Source organism: Serratia sp. NCCP-200, from assembly GCF_059697885.1.
Map to the genome: position 1 here is coordinate 314,492 of NZ_BAAKUJ010000005.1, position 17,806 is coordinate 332,297.

The 17,806-nt window shown below is 54.4% G+C and carries 16 protein-coding genes, 1 pseudogene and 1 other annotated feature; of the genes and pseudogenes, 4 read left to right on the forward strand and 13 right to left on the reverse strand.

Annotated elements, in window-relative coordinates; translation table 11 throughout:
• Nucleotides 1-36: 36 nt before the first annotated feature.
• The 3 genes from dnaJ to AC6HVW_RS17980 all read right to left on the reverse strand — a co-directional run bounded on the left by dnaJ (nt 37) and on the right by AC6HVW_RS17980 (nt 3,451).
• Nucleotides 37-1,167 carry a molecular chaperone DnaJ gene (gene dnaJ, locus AC6HVW_RS17970; protein ID WP_021179253.1) on the reverse strand — a complete coding sequence of 377 codons (1,131 nt, stop codon included), beginning with the start codon at nt 1,165-1,167 and terminating at the stop codon, nt 37-39.
• A gap of 105 nt (nt 1,168-1,272) precedes the next feature.
• Entirely contained in the window at nt 1,273-3,189 is a 1,917-nt protein-coding gene (gene dnaK / locus AC6HVW_RS17975; protein WP_021179252.1) for a molecular chaperone DnaK, read from the reverse strand.
• A 91-nt stretch (nt 3,190-3,280) separates the two neighbouring features.
• On the reverse strand, nt 3,281-3,451 hold the full coding sequence (locus AC6HVW_RS17980; RefSeq protein WP_166734064.1) for a hypothetical protein: 171 nt from the start codon (nt 3,449-3,451) through the stop codon (nt 3,281-3,283).
• 61 nt (nt 3,452-3,512) lie between these two features.
• On the opposite strand from AC6HVW_RS17980, the gene satP reads away from it, so the two are divergent.
• A complete protein-coding gene (gene satP / locus AC6HVW_RS17985) occupies nt 3,513-4,112 on the forward strand; it encodes an acetate uptake transporter (protein ID WP_071682148.1) in 600 nt (199 codons plus the stop codon).
• 71 nt (nt 4,113-4,183) lie between these two features.
• Here the strand turns inward: satP and AC6HVW_RS17990 are convergent, their stop codons facing one another.
• From AC6HVW_RS17990 to tal, 3 genes are all read right to left on the reverse strand, one after another.
• Nucleotides 4,184-5,476, reverse strand: a complete 1,293-nt coding sequence (locus AC6HVW_RS17990) for an MFS transporter (RefSeq protein WP_071682147.1) — start codon at nt 5,474-5,476, stop codon at nt 4,184-4,186.
• A gap of 128 nt (nt 5,477-5,604) precedes the next feature.
• The gene (gene mog / locus AC6HVW_RS17995) at nt 5,605-6,192 is read right to left on the reverse strand and encodes a molybdopterin adenylyltransferase (RefSeq protein ID WP_024483581.1); all 588 of its coding nucleotides are present in this window, start codon (nt 6,190-6,192) and stop codon (nt 5,605-5,607) included.
• A gap of 137 nt (nt 6,193-6,329) precedes the next feature.
• Nucleotides 6,330-7,283, reverse strand: a complete 954-nt coding sequence (tal, locus tag AC6HVW_RS18000; RefSeq protein ID WP_024483582.1) for a transaldolase — start codon at nt 7,281-7,283, stop codon at nt 6,330-6,332.
• Nucleotides 7,284-7,661: 378 nt separating this feature from the next.
• On the opposite strand from tal, the gene AC6HVW_RS18005 reads away from it, so the two are divergent.
• Together AC6HVW_RS18005 and yaaA are read left to right on the forward strand one after the other, a co-directional pair.
• A complete protein-coding gene (locus AC6HVW_RS18005; RefSeq protein ID WP_071682146.1) occupies nt 7,662-9,095 on the forward strand; it encodes an alanine/glycine:cation symporter family protein in 1,434 nt (477 codons plus the stop codon).
• 101 nt (nt 9,096-9,196) lie between these two features.
• Nucleotides 9,197-9,970, forward strand: coding sequence for a peroxide stress protein YaaA (gene yaaA, locus AC6HVW_RS18010; protein WP_071682145.1), 774 nt, complete (start codon nt 9,197-9,199; stop codon nt 9,968-9,970).
• A 43-nt stretch (nt 9,971-10,013) separates the two neighbouring features.
• Here the strand turns inward: yaaA and thrC are convergent, their stop codons facing one another.
• The 6 genes and pseudogenes from thrC to yjjY form a co-directional block, all read right to left on the reverse strand.
• Nucleotides 10,014-11,303: a threonine synthase gene (thrC, locus tag AC6HVW_RS18015; protein WP_071682144.1), complete on the reverse strand. Its 1,290-nt coding sequence runs from the start codon at nt 11,301-11,303 to the stop codon at nt 10,014-10,016.
• Between the two features lie 3 nt (nt 11,304-11,306).
• Nucleotides 11,307-12,236, reverse strand: a complete 930-nt coding sequence (thrB, locus tag AC6HVW_RS18020; protein ID WP_021179245.1) for a homoserine kinase — start codon at nt 12,234-12,236, stop codon at nt 11,307-11,309.
• A gap of 1 nt (nt 12,237) precedes the next feature.
• Nucleotides 12,238-14,697 (reverse strand): bifunctional aspartate kinase/homoserine dehydrogenase I, encoded by a 2,460-nt coding sequence (gene thrA, locus AC6HVW_RS18025; protein WP_186486115.1) that lies wholly within the window; start codon nt 14,695-14,697, stop codon nt 12,238-12,240.
• A 25-nt stretch (nt 14,698-14,722) separates the two neighbouring features.
• Nucleotides 14,723-14,841, reverse strand: a sequence feature (Thr leader region).
• Nucleotides 14,780-14,866 carry a thr operon leader peptide gene (thrL, locus tag AC6HVW_RS18030; RefSeq protein ID WP_071592991.1) on the reverse strand — a complete coding sequence of 29 codons (87 nt, stop codon included), beginning with the start codon at nt 14,864-14,866 and terminating at the stop codon, nt 14,780-14,782. (Overlaps the previous feature by 62 nt.)
• A gap of 195 nt (nt 14,867-15,061) precedes the next feature.
• On the reverse strand, nt 15,062-15,748 hold the full coding sequence (locus AC6HVW_RS18035; protein ID WP_071682142.1) for a tRNA/rRNA methyltransferase: 687 nt from the start codon (nt 15,746-15,748) through the stop codon (nt 15,062-15,064).
• A gap of 389 nt (nt 15,749-16,137) precedes the next feature.
• A pseudogene (gene yjjY / locus AC6HVW_RS18040) lies at nt 16,138-16,275 on the reverse strand (YjjY family protein); the annotation flags it as partial.
• 107 nt (nt 16,276-16,382) lie between these two features.
• On the opposite strand from yjjY, the gene arcA reads away from it, so the two are divergent.
• Nucleotides 16,383-17,099: a two-component system response regulator ArcA gene (arcA, locus tag AC6HVW_RS18045; RefSeq protein ID WP_024483588.1), complete on the forward strand. Its 717-nt coding sequence runs from the start codon at nt 16,383-16,385 to the stop codon at nt 17,097-17,099.
• 124 nt (nt 17,100-17,223) lie between these two features.
• Here arcA and creA read toward each other — a convergent pair whose 3' ends face one another.
• Nucleotides 17,224-17,703 carry a protein CreA gene (gene creA, locus AC6HVW_RS18050; protein ID WP_021179241.1) on the reverse strand — a complete coding sequence of 160 codons (480 nt, stop codon included), beginning with the start codon at nt 17,701-17,703 and terminating at the stop codon, nt 17,224-17,226.
• Nucleotides 17,704-17,806: the final 103 nt, after the last annotated feature.

Genomic DNA, 17,806 nt, shown 5'->3' on the forward strand with positions numbered 1-17,806 from the left:
ACCGGGGTTTGAGAGTTGATGCGTGGAAAACGTTGATTAACGAGTCAGGTCGTCAAAAAACTTTTTCACGCCGTCGAAGAAGCTTTTCGAACGCGGGCTGTTTTTATCCCCAGAAGGGCCACCCAGGCTCTCTTCCAGCTCTTTGAGCAGTTGCTTCTGCTTCTCGTTCAGACTCACCGGCGTTTCTACCACCACGCGGCACAGCAGGTCACCCTGGCTGCCACCCCGTACCGATTTCACCCCTTTGCCACGCATGCGGAACAGTTTGCCGGTCTGAGTTTCCGCCGGGACTTTCAGCTTGACGCGGCCATCCAACGTTGGCACTTCAATCTCGCCACCCAAGGCAGCCATAGCAAAGTTGATCGGCACTTCGCAGTAGAGATTATTGCCTTCACGTTCGAAGATCGGGTGAGCACTCACCTGAACCTGAACGTACAGATCGCCTGCTGGCGCGCCGTGTTCGCCAGCTTCACCTTCACCCGCCAGGCGGATGCGGTCGCCAGTATCTACGCCCGCCGGGATTTTCACCGACAGGGTTTTGGATTTCTCTACGCGACCATGGCCGTGACATTTGTTGCACGGATCCTTGATGATCTGACCACGCCCGTGGCAGTGCGGACAAGCCTGCTGCACGGTGAAGAACCCTTGGCGCATCTGCACCTGACCCTGACCATGACAGGTCGGACAGGTTGCCGGCGAACTGCCCGGCTTGGCACCGTTGCCATGGCAGACATCACACTCTTCCAGCGTTGGAATACGGATCTCTTTGGTCACGCCACGCACGGCTTCTTCGAGCGTCAGATCCATGTTGTAACGCAAATCGGATCCACGGCTGGCACGTTGACGGCGTCCGCCGCCAAAGATATCGCCAAACACGTCGCCAAAGATATCGCTGAAGTCGGCACCGCCGCCACCAAAGCCACCACCACCGCCCATACCACCTTGCTCAAAGGCCGCATGGCCGTATTGATCGTAGGCAGCACGTTTTTGATCGTCGGTCAGGACCTCGTAGGCTTCCTTGACCTCTTTAAACTGGCTTTCGGCGTCTTTTTCCTGATTACGATCAGGGTGATACTTCATCGCCAGGCGCTTATACGCCTTTTTGATTTCGCGCTCGTCTGCCGTCTTGGCAACGCCGAGCACCTCGTAATAATCTCTCTTCGCCATTATTTCTCTTACCCTTAACATGCGTGCACGGGCGTAGAGTTGCCTCGACGCCCGTGCTGGTTTCCGGTTACAGCCTGTGGCCGCACCGTGCCCGCTTAAGGGCGATTATTTTTTGTCTTTAACTTCTTCAAACTCGGCGTCAACCACGTCGTCATCTTTCTGCGCCGCGTTGTCTGCACCGGCATCAGCACCCTGTGCCTGCTGCGCTTGCGCCTGGGCCATTTCCATCAGCTTGCCGGAAACCTGCACCAGAGCCTGGGTTTTCGCTTCGATTTCGGCTTTATCTTCGCCTTTCACCGCAGCTTCCAGATCTTTCAGCGCGCTCTCGATAGCGGTTTTGTCTTCAGCTGGCAATTGCTCACCCGCTTCTTCCAACTGCTTACGGGTACCGTGGATCAGGTGATCCGCCTGGTTACGAGTTTGCACCAGTTCTTCGAACTTACGGTCAGCTTCAGCGTTCACTTCGGCATCGCGTACCATTTTCTGGATTTCTTCTTCGTTTAGACCAGAAGACGCCTTGATGGTGATCTTCTGCTCACGGCCGGTGTTCTTGTCTTTCGCAGACACGTGCAGAATACCGTCGGCGTCGATATCGAAGGTGACTTCGATCTGCGCCATACCGCGTGGTGCCGGCTGGATGCCGTCCAGGTTGAACTGGCCCAGTGACTTGTTGTCATTGGCACGTTTACGCTCACCCTGCAGCACATGGATGGTCACCGCTGCCTGGTTGTCTTCGGCAGTAGAGAACACCTGGCTGTGCTTGGTCGGGATAGTGGTGTTTTTGGTGATCAGCGGCGTCATCACGCTGCCCATGGTTTCGATACCCAGTGACAGTGGGGTAACGTCCAGCAGCAATACGTCTTTCACATCACCAGCCAACACACCGCCCTGAACCGCAGCACCAACGGCAACCGCTTCGTCCGGGTTAACGTCTTTACGTGGTTCTTTACCGAAGAAATCAGCAACTTTCTTCTGAACCATAGGCATACGGGTCTGGCCACCAACCAGGATCACGTCCTGAATGTCAGAAACCGACAGACCTGCATCTTTCAGTGCCACTTTCAGCGGCTCGATAGAGCGGGCAACCAGATCTTCTACCAGCGACTCGAGTTTTGCACGGGTCACTTTGATGTTCATGTGTTTTGGACCGCTGCCATCTGCAGTGATGTACGGCAGGTTGACGTCGGTCTGCTGAGCGGAGGACAGCTCGATCTTGGCTTTTTCAGCGGCTTCTTTCAGACGCTGCATCGCCAACGGATCGTTGCGCAGATCCATGCCCTGCTCTTTCTTGAACTCTTCCACCAGATAGTTGATCAGGCGGCTGTCGAAGTCTTCACCACCCAGGTGGGTATCACCGTTGGTCGCCAGAACTTCGAAGGTTTTTTCACCGTCAACGTCGTCGATCTCAATGATTGAGATATCGAAAGTACCACCACCCAGGTCATAAACCGCGATGGTACGGTTGCCCACTTCTTTGTCCAGGCCATAAGCCAGGGCCGCAGCAGTAGGTTCGTTGATGATACGTTTCACTTCCAGACCTGCGATACGGCCAGCATCTTTGGTCGCCTGACGCTGAGCATCGTTGAAGTAGGCAGGAACGGTGATAACCGCTTCAGTTACCGGCTCACCCAGGTAATCTTCCGCCGTTTTCTTCATTTTCTTCAGGACTTCCGCAGAGATCTGCGGTGGTGCCATTCTCTGGCCCTTCACTTCCAGCCAGGCGTCACCGTTATCGGCAGCAACGATGCTGTAAGGCATGATAGCCTTGTCACGCTGTGCTTCTTCATCCTGGAAGCGACGGCCAATCAGGCGCTTGATCGCAAACAGGGTGTTCTGTGGGTTAGTAACAGCCTGACGCTTAGCAGGCTGGCCAACCAGAATTTCACCATCCTGGGTATATGCGATGATTGAAGGAGTGGTGCGATCGCCTTCGGCATTCTCCAGCACGCGCGCCTTGCCACCATCCATAATTGCTACACAAGAGTTGGTTGTACCCAGGTCGATACCAATAATTTTGCCCATCTAAACATCTCCACTAATAAATTCATAATCGGTCAGGTTGCTAACTATATGCGGGCGTTTTTTTGCTTTTCAACTGCCCGGCATCTCAGTGTTACCCGCGGTCAGCAACTGCGGTTGCCAATAAGATGGGGCCATCCACACCAGCATCAAGGGGCAGGGCAAAAAAAATTTCGTTTTTATCCGCAGCCAGATCATTGTTTCCTGGCGTGGGGATCATTATGATGCCGCGCGCTCTGATGGAAGTTATGGGTTTTTCGGCCATTCAGACCAATTATTAAATTACCTATCCATTTTCGTTACAATTCTGTTATCGCAGAGGACATATGCACTCCAACAAGTTGGCAAATCCCGGCCCCCTGGGTCTGATGGGCTTCGGGATGACTACCGTCTTGCTGAACCTGCACAACGCGGGCTTTTTCCCACTGACTTCCGTCATCATCAGTATGGGGATTTTCTTCGGTGGCATGGCTCAGATTTTTGCCGGTATTCTTGAGTTCAAGAAAGGCAACACCTTCGGCTTGACCGCCTTCACCTCTTACGGCTGCTTCTGGCTGAGCCTGGTAGGCATCCTGCTGCTGCCACGCATGGGCCTGGCAGAACCGACTGACGCGAACGTCCTCGGTATCTACCTTGCACTGTGGGGCATATTCACCCTGTTCATGTTCTTCGGCACGCTGCGCACCAACCGTGGGTTGCAGTTTGTGTTTGCCAGCCTGACCGTACTGTTCGCACTGCTGGCCGTCGGCAACATCACCGGAAACCACGCGATCCTGACGTTCGCCGGTTACGAAGGCATTATCTGTGGTGCCAGCGCGATCTATCTGGCAATGGCTGAGGTGATCAACGAACAGTTGGGCCGCACCGTACTGCCAATCGGTCCGGTGGAAGCTCAGCAGGCAACACCCGCTGCTGTTACCGCATAAATCCGTACTAACGTGATATAAAAAAACCCTGCGGTGTTTAATCGCAGGGTTTTTTATTGGGCGAAAATCGCTTAGTTCAAGAGCGGTTTTTCACTGTTCAGGTCGCGACGCAGGTAGATCCCCAGTAATAGGCCGAGCGTCGATAACGCCAGCATATAGTAAGCGGGCGCTAACGGGGTTAACTTCATGATCAGCGTGACAAATACCGGGGTTAAACCACCAAAAATCGCGTATGCCACGTTGTAAGAGAACGAAATCCCGCTAAATCGCACTTCCGCCGGGAAAGCCCGCACCAACACGTAAGGCACCGCGCCGACAATCCCCACGCTGAAGCCAACCAGCGCGTAGGTGGCAAACAGCATTTCTGGATGTGTTGCCACCGACTGATAGAACAGCCAACTGCACCCCGCCAACAGCAAGCTGCCGACGATAAAGGTTTTGCTGGCGCCAAAGCGGTCCGCCGCCGAACCAGAGACGATACAGCCAGCAAACAGCATGATGATGGCGATGCTGTTGGCCTGCAGCGACAGCGCCGGGGCTATGGCAAACTGTTTTTGCAGGTAGGTTGGCGTCATCAGGATCACCACCACAATGCCTGCCGACAACAGCCAGGTCAGCAGCATCGAGACCGCGATCTCTTTGCGGTGATTCATCACCACCGATTTCAGCGGCAGCTCTTCTGCCAGCGCCTTACGCGCCTGCATCTCGATAAAGATTGGGGTTTCCTGCAACCAGCGGCGCAGATACATGGCGAACAGGCCAAAGATACCGCCCAGGAAGAACGGAATACGCCAGCCACCGTCATGAATGGCCTGTTGGCTGAGCGTGGTATTGATAATGGTGGCCACCAGCGAGCCAAGCAGGATACCGGCCGTCAGGCCAGCAGTGAGCGTGCCACAGGCAAAACCAACGCGTTTGCGCGGCACATGCTCCGCCACAAATACCCAGGCACCAGGGACTTCACCACCGATCGCCGCGCCTTGCATAACCCGCATCAACAGCAGCAGCAAAGGTGCGGCGATGCCGATACTGGCGTAGGTGGGCAGCATCCCCATCGCCAGCGTCGGTAACGCCATCAGCAGGATGCTCAGGCTGAACATCTTTTTACGGCCCACAAGATCGCCAAAGTGCGCCATGATAATGCCGCCCAATGGACGGGCCAGGTAGCCCGCAGCAAAGATACCGAAGGTCTGCACCTGGCGCAGCCACTCCGGCATATCCGCCGGGAAGAACAGATCGCCCATTACCGCAGCAAAGAAAACAAAAATGATGAAGTCATAAAACTCCAACGCACCGCCCAGAGCAGCCAACGTCAGAGTTTTATAATCTTGCCGGTTGAGCCGGCGATTATTTTCGTGATGCATAAGATACCGTTAGAGGAAACAGGAAAGACACAGAAAGCATAATGGCTAACTGTAAAAAGTTTCTTACTATAACGGCAAAATACTTTCACACCAGATGCGCTGAAGGTTATCCCGCAGATTGCTGAAATTTAGAGATTTATCTCGCGCCGCGCATTCTTGGGACGAAATGCTGCTACCACGGCCTCGTGGGTCTCTACATAGGGGCCTTCGAGCAGTTGGATGCAATAAGGCACGCTGGCAAAAATACCGTGCACCACCACCTTGCCAGCCTCGTCCTTCACCCCTTCCAGCGTTTCTTTAATCGATTTGGGTTGCCCCGGCAGGTTGATGATCAACGCCTGTTTACGGATCGCCCCAACCTGACGTGAAAGAATTGCCGTTGGCACATAGTGTAGGCTGATTTGGCGCATTTGCTCGCCAAAACCCGGCATGACCCGATCGGCAATCGCCAGCGTAGCATCGGGAGTCACGTCACGCCGGGACGGGCCGGTGCCGCCGGTAGTCAACACCAGATGGCAGCCCATTTCATCAACCAGCTCACACAGGGTATGCTCAATCAGCGTCTGCTCGTCGGGGATCAGCCGGGTTTCCAGGGTGAACGGCGTCGCCAAAGCGCTGCCCAGCCACTCTTCCAGCGCCGGGATCCCTTTATCCTGATAAACGCCCCCTGAAGCGCGGTCCGAAATAGAAACCAAACCAATGCGTAATGTATCCATGTTTTACCTCTGTTTTATGCCCCGGTTACCCAAGGGAGATTCATCACGGGAGTATAGGGTGTTTGCTCAATGAGGTGGATATTCAGGTATAAAAAAAGGTGGCCGAGGCCACCTTCTGCGCTGATTGATTGCCGCTGTTACAGCAGATCGGCGATCATTTTTTCCAGCTTGCCCTGGTCTACGGCAAACTTGCGGATACCGTCGGTCAGTTTCTCAACCGCCATTGGATCCTGGTTGTGCTGCCAGTAGAACTCAGGCTCGGTCAGCGGTGCCGGACGCGCTTTCACTTCGCCGGTATAAGACAGTTTACGCTCCAGTGCGCCTTCGCTCTCTGCCAGCTCTTTCAGCAGTGCAGGTGCGATGGTCAGACGATCGCAGCCCGCCAGTTCGATGATTTCACCGACGTTACGGAAGCTGGCGCCCATCACCACGGTTTCATAGCCGTGCTGCTTGTAATACTGATAAATTTCAGACACTGAAACCACGCCCGGATCTTCGTGCGGGGCGAACTCTTTCTTGTCGCCATTGGCTTTGTACCAGTCAAGAATACGGCCAACGAACGGCGAGATCAGGTACACGCCAGCTTCGGCGCAGGCACGCGCCTGAGCGAAGGAGAACAGCAGCGTCAGGTTACAGTTGATGCCTTCTTTTTCCAGGCGCTCGGCAGCACGGATGCCCTGCCAGGTGGAGGCCAGTTTGATCAGGATGCGATCGTTGCTGATGCCCGCTTCGTTATACAGTTTGATCAAGCGCTTGGCTTTGGCAACGCTGGCTTCGGTATCATAAGACAGACGAGCGTCCACTTCGGTGGAAATACGGCCCGGGACCAGTTTCAGGATCTCCAGACCAATGTTGACGGCCAGCTTGTCTGCGGCATCGGCAACCTGTTGATCGCGATCGCTGCTCTGCTCGCGTGCCCAGGCAATGGCTTCATCGATCAGTTTGCGGTATTCAGGAATTTGCGCTGCATTGAGGATCAGCGAAGGGTTGGTGGTGGCATCTTGCGGTTGATATAGCTTCATTGCAGCGATATCACCCGTATCCGCAACTACCGTAGTCAGCTGGCGTAGGGACGTTAATTTATCGGTCATGTTGGCATTATCTCATCGTTTGTGCATGAACTTTTGGCATCGTTCAACCATGCCTTGTCCTGATAATAACATGCACGTAGCCCGGCGCAAGGCAGGAAAATCACGCGCTGGCGGCGGTTGTTTTATCCTTGTGCGAGCAACCGGTTACGCACCGATAATTCGCAATTACCGAATCAATGCCACGGCATTAACGCGCTATCCCCCCTGGAAATTATGTTAAATTCCCGCCAGCTGTTTTATTCACCGAAAACCCCAAAAGAAGGCTGTAATTCCCGTCAATGGGATGATTTTAGCCAAGTTCTTGTCGAGAACTGACTCAAGTTTTCCGAACCAAGGTCGAAGACCCTGAGGAGCAGTAATCTTAACAAGGAGAAACACGTGACGGATCTGATTAACTTTATCAATAACATCCTGTGGAGTTCAGTACTGATCTATTTGCTGTTGGGTGCCGGCATCTACTTCACCTTACGTACCCGCTTTATTCAAATTCGTCATTTCAGCCATATGTTTTCCGTACTGAAGAACAGCACCAAAAGCGACGGTGCGGGCATTTCATCTTTCCAGGCGCTATGTACTTCACTAGCCGCTCGAGTCGGCACCAACAACCTTACCGGCGTGGCGATAGCGCTTACGGCTGGCGGCCCCGGTGCCATCTTCTGGATGTGGGTGATCGCGTTTATCGGCATGGCGACCTCTTTCATTGAGAGCACCCTGGCGCAGCTCTACAAAACCAAAGACGATAACGGCCACTACCGTGGCGGCCCTGCCTACTATATGGAAAAAGGGTTGGGTATGCGCTGGATGGGCGTAATGTTCTCCATTTTCCTGCTGATCGCTTTCGGCCTGGTGTTCAATGCGGTACAGGCCAACTCCATCGCCCTGGCCAGCTCGGTGGCCTTTAACATCGAACCCATGTACGTCGGCATAGTGTTGGTGGTGCTGAGCGCCATGGTGATTTTTGGCGGCATCCGCGCCATCGCGCGCGTCGCAGAAAAAATCGTACCGTTTATGGCCTTGGCTTACCTGCTACTGGCGCTGTGGATCATTGGCCTGAATATTGAGCAGATGCCTGCCATCCTGGCGTTGATCTTCAAAAGCGCTTTTGGCCTGCAGGAAGTCGCTGCCGGTACCCTGGGTTACGGGATCTCGCAGGCCATGACTCAGGGTATACAACGCGGGCTATTTTCTAACGAAGGCGGGATGGGGTCGGCCCCCAACGTGGCAGCTTCCGCTACCCCTTATCCGCCACACCCTGCCTCGCAGGGCTATGTGCAGATGCTTGGCGCATTTGTCGATACCATCGTCATCTGTAGCGCAACGGCGGCGATAATCTTGGCCTCTGGTGCACTGGATAGCCCCCCATCCGACATCAGCGGCATCGATCTGACCCAGCGGGCCATGGCCAGCGCCGTCGGTTCCTGGGGAGCGCCCTTTGTCGCGATTGCCGTTTTCCTGTTTGCCTTTACCTCTATCATTGCCAATTATGCCTATGCCGAGAACAACCTGATCTTCCTCAAGCACCACCATCCGACCAAACTGACGATTTTTCGCTGCTTTGCCTTGGGTATGGTGATGTTTGGCTCAATGGCAGAATTATCCACGGTGTGGAAAATGGCCGACATCTCGATGGCGCTGATGGCGATCACCAATCTGACCGCTATCTTGTTACTGTCCGACGTGGCCTTCAAACTGGCCAAGGATTACAACCACCAGCGTTCACTCGGCAAGCTGCCCACCTTTGACATCAACCACTACCCGGAGCTGGGATCTCAACTCGAACCGGGGATCTGGAAGCCGAGCAGGCAGAGTTAATCCTCCAGGGCGTGCGTAAAGTGCGCCCTATCACAGCCATACCTCCTGGTCTTGCGCGCTTTTTGCTACAGTAGCCACATGTTGATAAACAGGATGTGACCATGCTCATTATTATTTCACCTGCCAAAACCCTGGATTATGCAAGCCCGTTAGCCACCGAACGCTTTACCCAGCCCGAATTGTTGGATCAGTCGCAAAAGCTGATCAAACTCTGCCGTAAGCTGACCCCGGCGCAAATTTCCGGCCTGATGAGCATCAGCGATAAGCTCGCGGGCCTGAATGCCGCACGCTTTGGCGAATGGCAGCCTGACTTCACCCCGGACAATGCTCGCCAGGCGCTGCTGGCGTTTAAAGGCGACGTTTATACCGGCTTACAGGCGCAAGACTTCAGCGAAGAGGATTTCGACTTCGCACAGCAGCATCTGCGGATGCTCTCTGGCCTGTACGGGGTGCTGCGCCCACTGGACCTGATGATGCCTTACCGGCTGGAGATGGGGATCAAGCTGGAGAACCCACAGGGCAAAGACTTGTACAGCTTCTGGGGCGATCGGATCACCGAAAAACTGAATCAGGCCCTGGAGCAGCAAGGCGATGATGTGGTGGTGAACCTGGCTTCGGATGAATACTTCAAATCGGTAAAACCGGCCAAACTGCGCGGTGCGCTGATCAAGCCGGTATTCCTGGACGAGAAAAACGGCAAGTACAAAGTCATCAGCTTCTACGCCAAGAAAGCGCGTGGGCTGATGAGCCGCTTTATCATCAAGAATCGTTTGAGTCGCAGAGAACAGCTGGTTGATTTCAATCTGGAAGGGTATGCCTTCGATGAGGCGGCTTCGGCGGGTAATGAGCTGGTGTTCAAACGCCCGGAGCAGTGAGAAATCCGTTCCCTCTCCCGACAAGGAGAGGGAACGGGTTTTGTCAGACTGGCAACGTCATCATGAATTGACGCAGCGCGGCAAAATCCGCCGCCATATTATGCGACAACAGCGGCAACTGTGCGCGCACGGCCAAGGCCTGTGGCAACGGTAACTCCTGGCCGAGGATCTCTTCGACGCTTTCCTTGAACTTGGCCGGATGTGCCGTGCCCAGGAACAGGCCAAACTCCCCTGCTTGCAGTTGATCGCGCAGAACGCGGTAGGCAATCGCCGCATGAGGCTCTGAAAGGTAGCCCAAGGCAGCCAACTCTTTCATGGTTTCCTTGGTGGTTTCATCGCTCACAGCGCCATGAGCCAGCTCCTTCAACTGCCAGATTTTACGGCGGAACAACTCTTCCACACGCGGCCAGTTGTTAGGCTGGCTGACGTCCATCGCGTTGGATAACGTCGCCACGGTGGCGTTTGGCTGCCATTGGCCGCTAGTCAGGAAGCGTGGCACGGTGTCGTTAGCGTTGGTGGCGGCAATAAAGCGTTTCACCGGCAGCCCCAGGGATTTCGCCAGCAGCCCGGCGGTCAGGTCGCCAAAGTTGCCGCTTGGCACGGAAATCACCAACTGATTGCGGGCTTCCTGCGGCAGTTGCGCCACCGCTTCAAAGTAGTAGCAGATTTGTGCCAGCAGGCGGCTGATATTGATCGAGTTGGCCGAGTTCAGGTGTACGGCCTCTTTCAGTTCCTGATCGTCAAACGCCTGCTTCACCAACGCCTGGCAGGCGTCAAAGTCGCCATCGATAGCGATGGTGTGGATGTTGCCACCCAACGTGCAGAACAGCTTTTCCTGCAGCGAACTGATCTTGCCCTGTGGATAAAGGATCACCACGCGCACATTTTTCAGACCGTAGAAGGCATGAGCAACGGCCGCGCCGGTATCACCTGAGGTTGCAGTCAAGATGGTTACTGGCTGATCGCCCGCGACTTCCGCCAGCATCTGCGCCATAAAGCGGCCGCCGAAGTCTTTGAACGCCAGCGTCGGGCCGTGGAACAGCTCCAGGCAAGCGACATCGCTCTCCACCTGCGCCACCGGGGCCGGGAACTCAAACGCGGCCTTCACCCGCTTGTACAGCGCTTCTTCGCCAATCTCGTCGCCAATAAAAGCGGACAGGATCTTGCTGCTGCGAGTGACAAAGTCCATCTCCAGCAGTTTATCAATCTCGGTCAGTTCGAATTCTGGCAGTTCCAGCGGGAAAAACAGCCCTTGCTGCTTACCCAGGCCCTGTTTGATAGCCTGCGCGAAGCTGACCTGTTCGTTATGATCTTTCAGATTGTACAGTTTCATGCGTTATCCCAATAGTCGAGCGCCAGCGGTATCCAGGCGGCAAATATGAACAAAACCTTCGTCGTTTTGCAGGTAATGGTTGGTCAGCCAATCGGCCATGCGTTGCGCCGTTGCGCCGTCATCACAGACCGCAAACAGCGTTGGGCCGGAGCCGGAAATACCACAGGCCAAGGCACCGATATCCTGTGAGGCTTTACGCGCTTCGGCAAAGCCTGGCAACAGGCGGGTGCGATAAGGCTCGGCAATCACATCCTGCATCAACTTGGCCGCCAGACGCGGTTGCTGAGTGTGGCAAGCGTGAATAAAGCCCGCCAGATAACGGCCATGGCTGATACAGTCTTGGCGGCGGTATTGCGCGGGCAGAATGGCGCGCGCCTCGGCGGTGGACACTTTGATGCCTGGATAGGCCATCACCCACAGCCAGTCTTTAAAGCCAGGCACTTCCTGGCTGATGATCCCTTCTTCTTCCAGCATCAACTGCAAGCCGCCCAGATAGCACGGCGCAACGTTATCGTAATGCACGCTGCCGGAAATACGCCCTTCCAGTTCGCCCATCAGGGCCAGCAGTTGCGTCTCGTTGAGCGGGCGATCGCAAAATTCGTTCATCGCCATCAGACCGGCCACCACCGAGCAAGCGCTGGAGCCCAGCCCGGAACCGATCGGCATGTTCTTCTCCAGTCGCATCGCTACCGGCACTTCACGACCAATCGCCTGGCAGAAACGCTCCCAACACTGGTAAACAATGTTCTCTTTAGGATCGCTCGGCAGCTTGCTGACAAAGCGCCCGCCATTTTCCAGGCTGAAGCGGCTGGCCGCTTCTACACTGACGCAATCCCCCAGCAGCGTGCCGTCGATAGGGGAAACCGCAGCTCCCAGCACATCGAACCCGACGCTGACGTTACCAATTGAGGCCGGTGCATACACCTTAACCATATTAGACTCCCAACTTCCATGACAGTGTGCGCAACAGATCGGCAAATACCCCGGCCGCCGTCACATCATTACCGGCACCATAACCGCGCAGCACCAGCGGCAATGGCTGATAGTAGCGGCTGTAGAAGGCCAGAGCGTTCTCACCGTTCTTCACTTTATACAACGGATCGTTGCCATCTACCGCATCAATACGTACCAGGCAGCGGCCTTCTTCGATAGCACCCACATAGCGCAGCACCTTACCTTCCGCGGCAGCAGCGGCCACACGGCGGTTAAATTCGGCATCCAACTCCGGCAGGCGGGCAATAAAGTCCTCCACATCGCCGCTGGCATCAAACGACGGTGGTAACACCGATTCGACTTCAATATCACTCAGTTCAAGCGCATAGCCCGCTTCACGCGCCAGGATCAACAGCTTGCGAGCGACATCCATCCCCGACAGATCGTCACGCGGATCTGGCTCGGTGTAACCGAGGGCCTTGGCCTGCAAGGTGGCCTCCGACAGCGACATCCCCTCATCCAGCTTACCGAAGATAAAGGACAGTGACCCCGACAGGATACCGGTGAAGCGCACCAACTCATCGCCCGCATTGAGCAGGTTCTGCAGGTTTTCGATCACCGGCAAGCCCGCACCCACGTTGGTGTCATACAGGAATTTGCGGCGAGAACCGGCTGCTGCGGTGCGCAGTTGCTGGTAATAATTCATCGACGAGGTATTGGCCTTCTTGTTTGGCGTTACCACGTGGAAACCATCGGCCAGGAAATCGGCATACTGATCGGCCACCGCCTGGCTGGAGGTACAGTCGACAATCACCGGATTGAGCAGGTGGCACTCTTTCACCAGGCGGATCAGGCGGCCCAGATTGAAAGGCTCTTTGGCTTCGGCCAGCTCATCTCGCCAGCTTTCTAGCGAGATGCCGTGCACGTTGGTCAACATAGCCCTTGAGTTGGCAATGCCACAGATGCGCAGATCGATGTGTTTTTGCTTCAGCCAAGGCTGCTGACGATAAACCTGCTCGATCAGCGCCCCGCCGACGCCGCCGACGCCAATCACAAACACTTCGATCACCTGATCGGTGTTGAACAGCATCTGATGGCTGACGCGCACGCCGGTGGTGGCGGAATCATTATCGACCACCACGGAAATTGAACGCTCGGAAGAACCTTGAGCGATCGCCACGATATTGATGTTGGCGCGCGCCAGAGCAGAGAAGAAGCGCGCAGAGATGCCACGCAGGGTGCGCATACCATCGCCAACGACCGAGATGATTGCCAGGCGTTCCATCACATCCAGCGGCTCGAGCACGCCGTCTTTCAACTCCAGGTAGAATTCGTCTTCCAGGGCACGACGAGCGCGTTGCAGCTCACTCTGCGGCACACAGAAGCTGATGCTGTACTCGGAAGAGGACTGGGTGATCAACACCACTGAGATCCCGGCGCGTGACATCACGGCAAACACACGGGCCGCCATGCCGACCATGCCTTTCATACCTGGGCCGGACACGTTGATCATCGCCATATTGTTCAGATTGGTGATGCCCTTTACCGGCGTATCATCGGCCACGCTTTCTCCACCGATCAAGGTGCCGGGAGCTTGCGGGTTGGCGGTGTTTTTAATCAGGCAAGGGATTTGGAACTGGGCAATCGGGGTGATGGTACGCGGGTGGAGAACTTTGGCGCCGAAGTAAGAGAGCTCCATCGCCTCCCGGTAGGACATCGACTTCAATAATCGGGCATCCGGCACGGTACGCGGATCGCAGGTATAAACCCCGTCCACATCGGTCCAGATCTCGCAACAGTCTGCTCGCAGGCAAGCGGCCAGCACGGCGGCGGAATAATCGGAGCCGTTACGCCCCAGCACGACCAGTTCGCCTTTGTCGTTACCGGCAGTAAAGCCCGCCATCAGGATGATATGGTCTGAAGGAATGGCCGCAGCAGCGATACGCAGGGTGGACTCGGCAATATCGACGGTCGATTCCAGATAGTGGCCCTGAGCCAGCAGCTTCTCTACCGGGTTAATCACAGTAACCGGATAACCTTTGGCTTTGAAGACGCCTTCCATGATGGCAATAGAAAGCTTTTCACCCCGACAGATGATAGCCGCATTGACGCTATCCGGGCACTGCCCCAACAACGCCACGCCATGCAGTACCTGTTTGAGCTGCGCGAACTCCTGCTCGACCAGCGCCTTCAGGCGATCGTACTCAAAGCCTGGCAGCGCCTTGGCCAAACCGCTGAGCAGGTCGGCAAAGATGCGCTCGGCGTCGCTCATGGTTGGCAGAATATCCTGGCCGGCTACCGTTTTTTCAATCATCGCCACCAGGTGATTGGTGATCTTGGCCGGTGCGGACAATACCGTGGCTACCTGTCCCTGGCGTGCATTATTCTCCACGATATCGGCAACGCGCAGAAAACGTTCCGCATTCGCTACCGAGGTTCCACCAAATTTAAGCACTCGCATTTCTGTTATCTCCTGAATTTATGCCGAAAAAAAAGCCCGCACTGGTTAGGTGCGGGCTTTTTTCTTCTGTTTCCTGTACGCGTCAGCCCGCCCCGTTACCTGTGGTATCGGTGGTGGTAATAATTGTCGTATTCAGGCTGATGTTTCGCATTTTGTCTGTCTGTCTCATTAGAATCTCTGTCCCCTCTATTGGTTAAAGCAATCGTCTGGCCAAGTCAAATTATTTCTTTGTTTTGCCTATTTACTGGCCACAGTGGGATCTGCGCGATGAAGCCGATAAAAAAACAGAATTGCAGAACAAAAAATCACAAAAAAGCCGATTAAATAGTGAATAACACCAGCCAAGCAACAGAAAACGCCTACATCACTTCGTCAGTTTTTTTTCAATATCATGCAGCAGCCGGTGCAGCATGACGGTATCACGCTGCTGCAAGACCCCGAGCCGCTGGTGTAACCAATCGCGCAATTTTTGGTCACCCGCCACGTCCAGCGTCTGTAACAGGCGATCTGCCCGTTGCCGCAACGCGTTGAGCTGCCCGGCATCGGCCAGGGGTTCCTGCTGCGCGCTGACTGACATTAACTGCGCCAGTTGATAGCAATACACCATCACCGCCTGGCCGAGGTTCAGCGAAGGATAATCAGCCACCATCGGGACGCCGGTCAGCAGATCGGCCAACTCCAGCTCTTCATTGGTCAGGCCAGAGTCTTCGCGGCCGAACACCAGTGCAGCCTGATGTACCCATTGCTGACGTTCCGCCAACTGCTCCGTCAGTTGCTGAGGGGTACAGTAGTAATGGAAGCGTGCACGGCTGCGAGCGGTGGTCGCAACGGTAAAGTCCACGTCTGCCAATGCCTGCTCCAAAGTAGCAAACGTCTGCACCGCATCCAGAATATCGCCAGCACCGTGGGCGACCCAGCGGGCGGCGGGCTGCAGATGGGCCTCGCTGTCGACGATGCGCAACGAGGTGAAGCCCATGGTTTTCATCGCCCGCGCCGCTGCGCCAACATTTTCCGCCCGAGCGGGCGCGACTAACACGATATGAAGCTGCATCAAGACTCCCGAAAAATAATGAGAATAGTTCTTTGACTGTTGGGATTTGTCTGATTATATTTACAAACGATTAACATCGTAAATGGTCGCTTGCTATAATATTATTAAACAGGTCTTTCAACCTATAAATCGGACGAAACAATCATAACTGTAGGTTAACTTTTAATTTTCATTAAAAACAAAGCACTATATTTTCACCCCAAACAGTTAGCTTTCAATTGTAACGCATCAGCCCCAACAAAGCTGAATCGTTCACAGAATTTGACGATCTGTGACTTAACTTGGCAGTTCTGTAAGTGTTTTTCACAAAACTGTTAACGTGCTACAATTGAATTTGATATATGTCAACAAAGCGTAGTTTTGTTAGGTGATGAATTCGGCACACACTGTTATATTGCTGTTAATAGGGTTAGGATATGCGCCGTTTTGGCATCATTCGGGGTGGTAAAAAATAGCCCCCCCACCCAGCTAGCGATCTTGTTGACATTGATGGAAAGCGCATCAAGAACGAGTTTACGTACTGTAGTCGTTTGGTAATTGAGGGAACGTGAGCGGTATCTCTGCCCTCCATGGAAGAAACCGAGACTGCTGTACTTCCTATTTTCTATTTTGTTGGCAATTTTAGGTAGCAAATATGCAGACCCCGCACATTCTGATTGTCGAAGACGAGTTAGTCACTCGTAACACCCTGAAGAGCATTTTCGAGGCGGAAGGCTACATTGTTCATGAAGCCAATGACGGTGCAGAAATGCACAACATCCTGTCCGAAAATGATATCAACCTGGTTATCATGGATATCAACCTGCCAGGCAAGAACGGCCTGCTGCTGGCGCGTGAACTACGCGAACAAGCCAGCGTCGCGCTGATGTTCCTGACCGGTCGTGATAATGAAGTCGATAAAATCCTTGGCCTGGAAATCGGCGCCGATGACTATATCACCAAACCGTTCAACCCACGCGAACTGACCATCCGTGCGCGCAACCTGCTGTCACGCACCATGAATCTGGGTAGCGTCGGCGAAGAGCGCAAGCTGGTTGAGAGCTACAAGTTCAACGGTTGGGAGCTGGACATCAACAGCCGCTCTTTGATCGGTCCTGCTGGCGAGCAGTACAAACTGCCACGTAGCGAATTCCGCGCCATGCTGCACTTCTGTGAAAACCCGGGCAAGATCCAGTCCCGTGGTGAGTTGCTGAAGAAAATGACTGGCCGTGAGTTAAAGCCGCATGACCGTACCGTGGACGTGACCATCCGCCGTATTCGTAAACACTTCGAATCCACGCCGGACACGCCGGAAATCATTGCCACCATTCATGGTGAAGGTTACCGCTTCTGCGGCGATCTGGAAGAATAAGCCTGTCTTAACGTCACAGGTTAAAAAGGGTTCAGCTTGCTGAACCCTTTTTTATTGAGACCAGACGCAATGCCATCTGAATGAGCTCACAACATAGGGGCGCTGCATGCTGCACCCGTCTGGATTATTTGGCTTCACCCCAAGGGATGATGGGCACCGCGCTCAGGGCATTTTTCGGTGAACCATCTACTACCCGATCGGAATAGCTCAAGTAGATCAGCGCATTGCGATTGGCATCATAAAAACGCACGACCTGCAGCTTTTTGAACACCAAAGAGGTGCGCTTCTGGAACACCACGGTTCCTTCAGCCTTGCCCTTCTTAATCTTGTCGCTCAGCTCAATCGGACCAACCTGCTGGCAAGAAATGGCAGCATCCGAGGTATCCTCTGCCAGCCCTAACCCACCCTTTATGCCACCGGTTTTAGCCCGGCTGATATAACAAGTTACATTTTTAACATCGGGATCGTCGAACGCTTCCACCACAATTTTATGATCTGGACCAAACAGTTTGAATACCGTATCGACCGATCCTACCTGTTCCGCCTGCGCGCTATTAACCGTTGCGCAAACCAGACCGAACAAAAATATCCATCCTTTTTTCATTCACTTAACTCCAATAGAACAGCGTGTTAAATCACAGGGCTGCTAATAAGAACGCCGATGCTTCAGGTCACAGAAATGGGTTTTCCTCGGCCCAGTCAGCTCT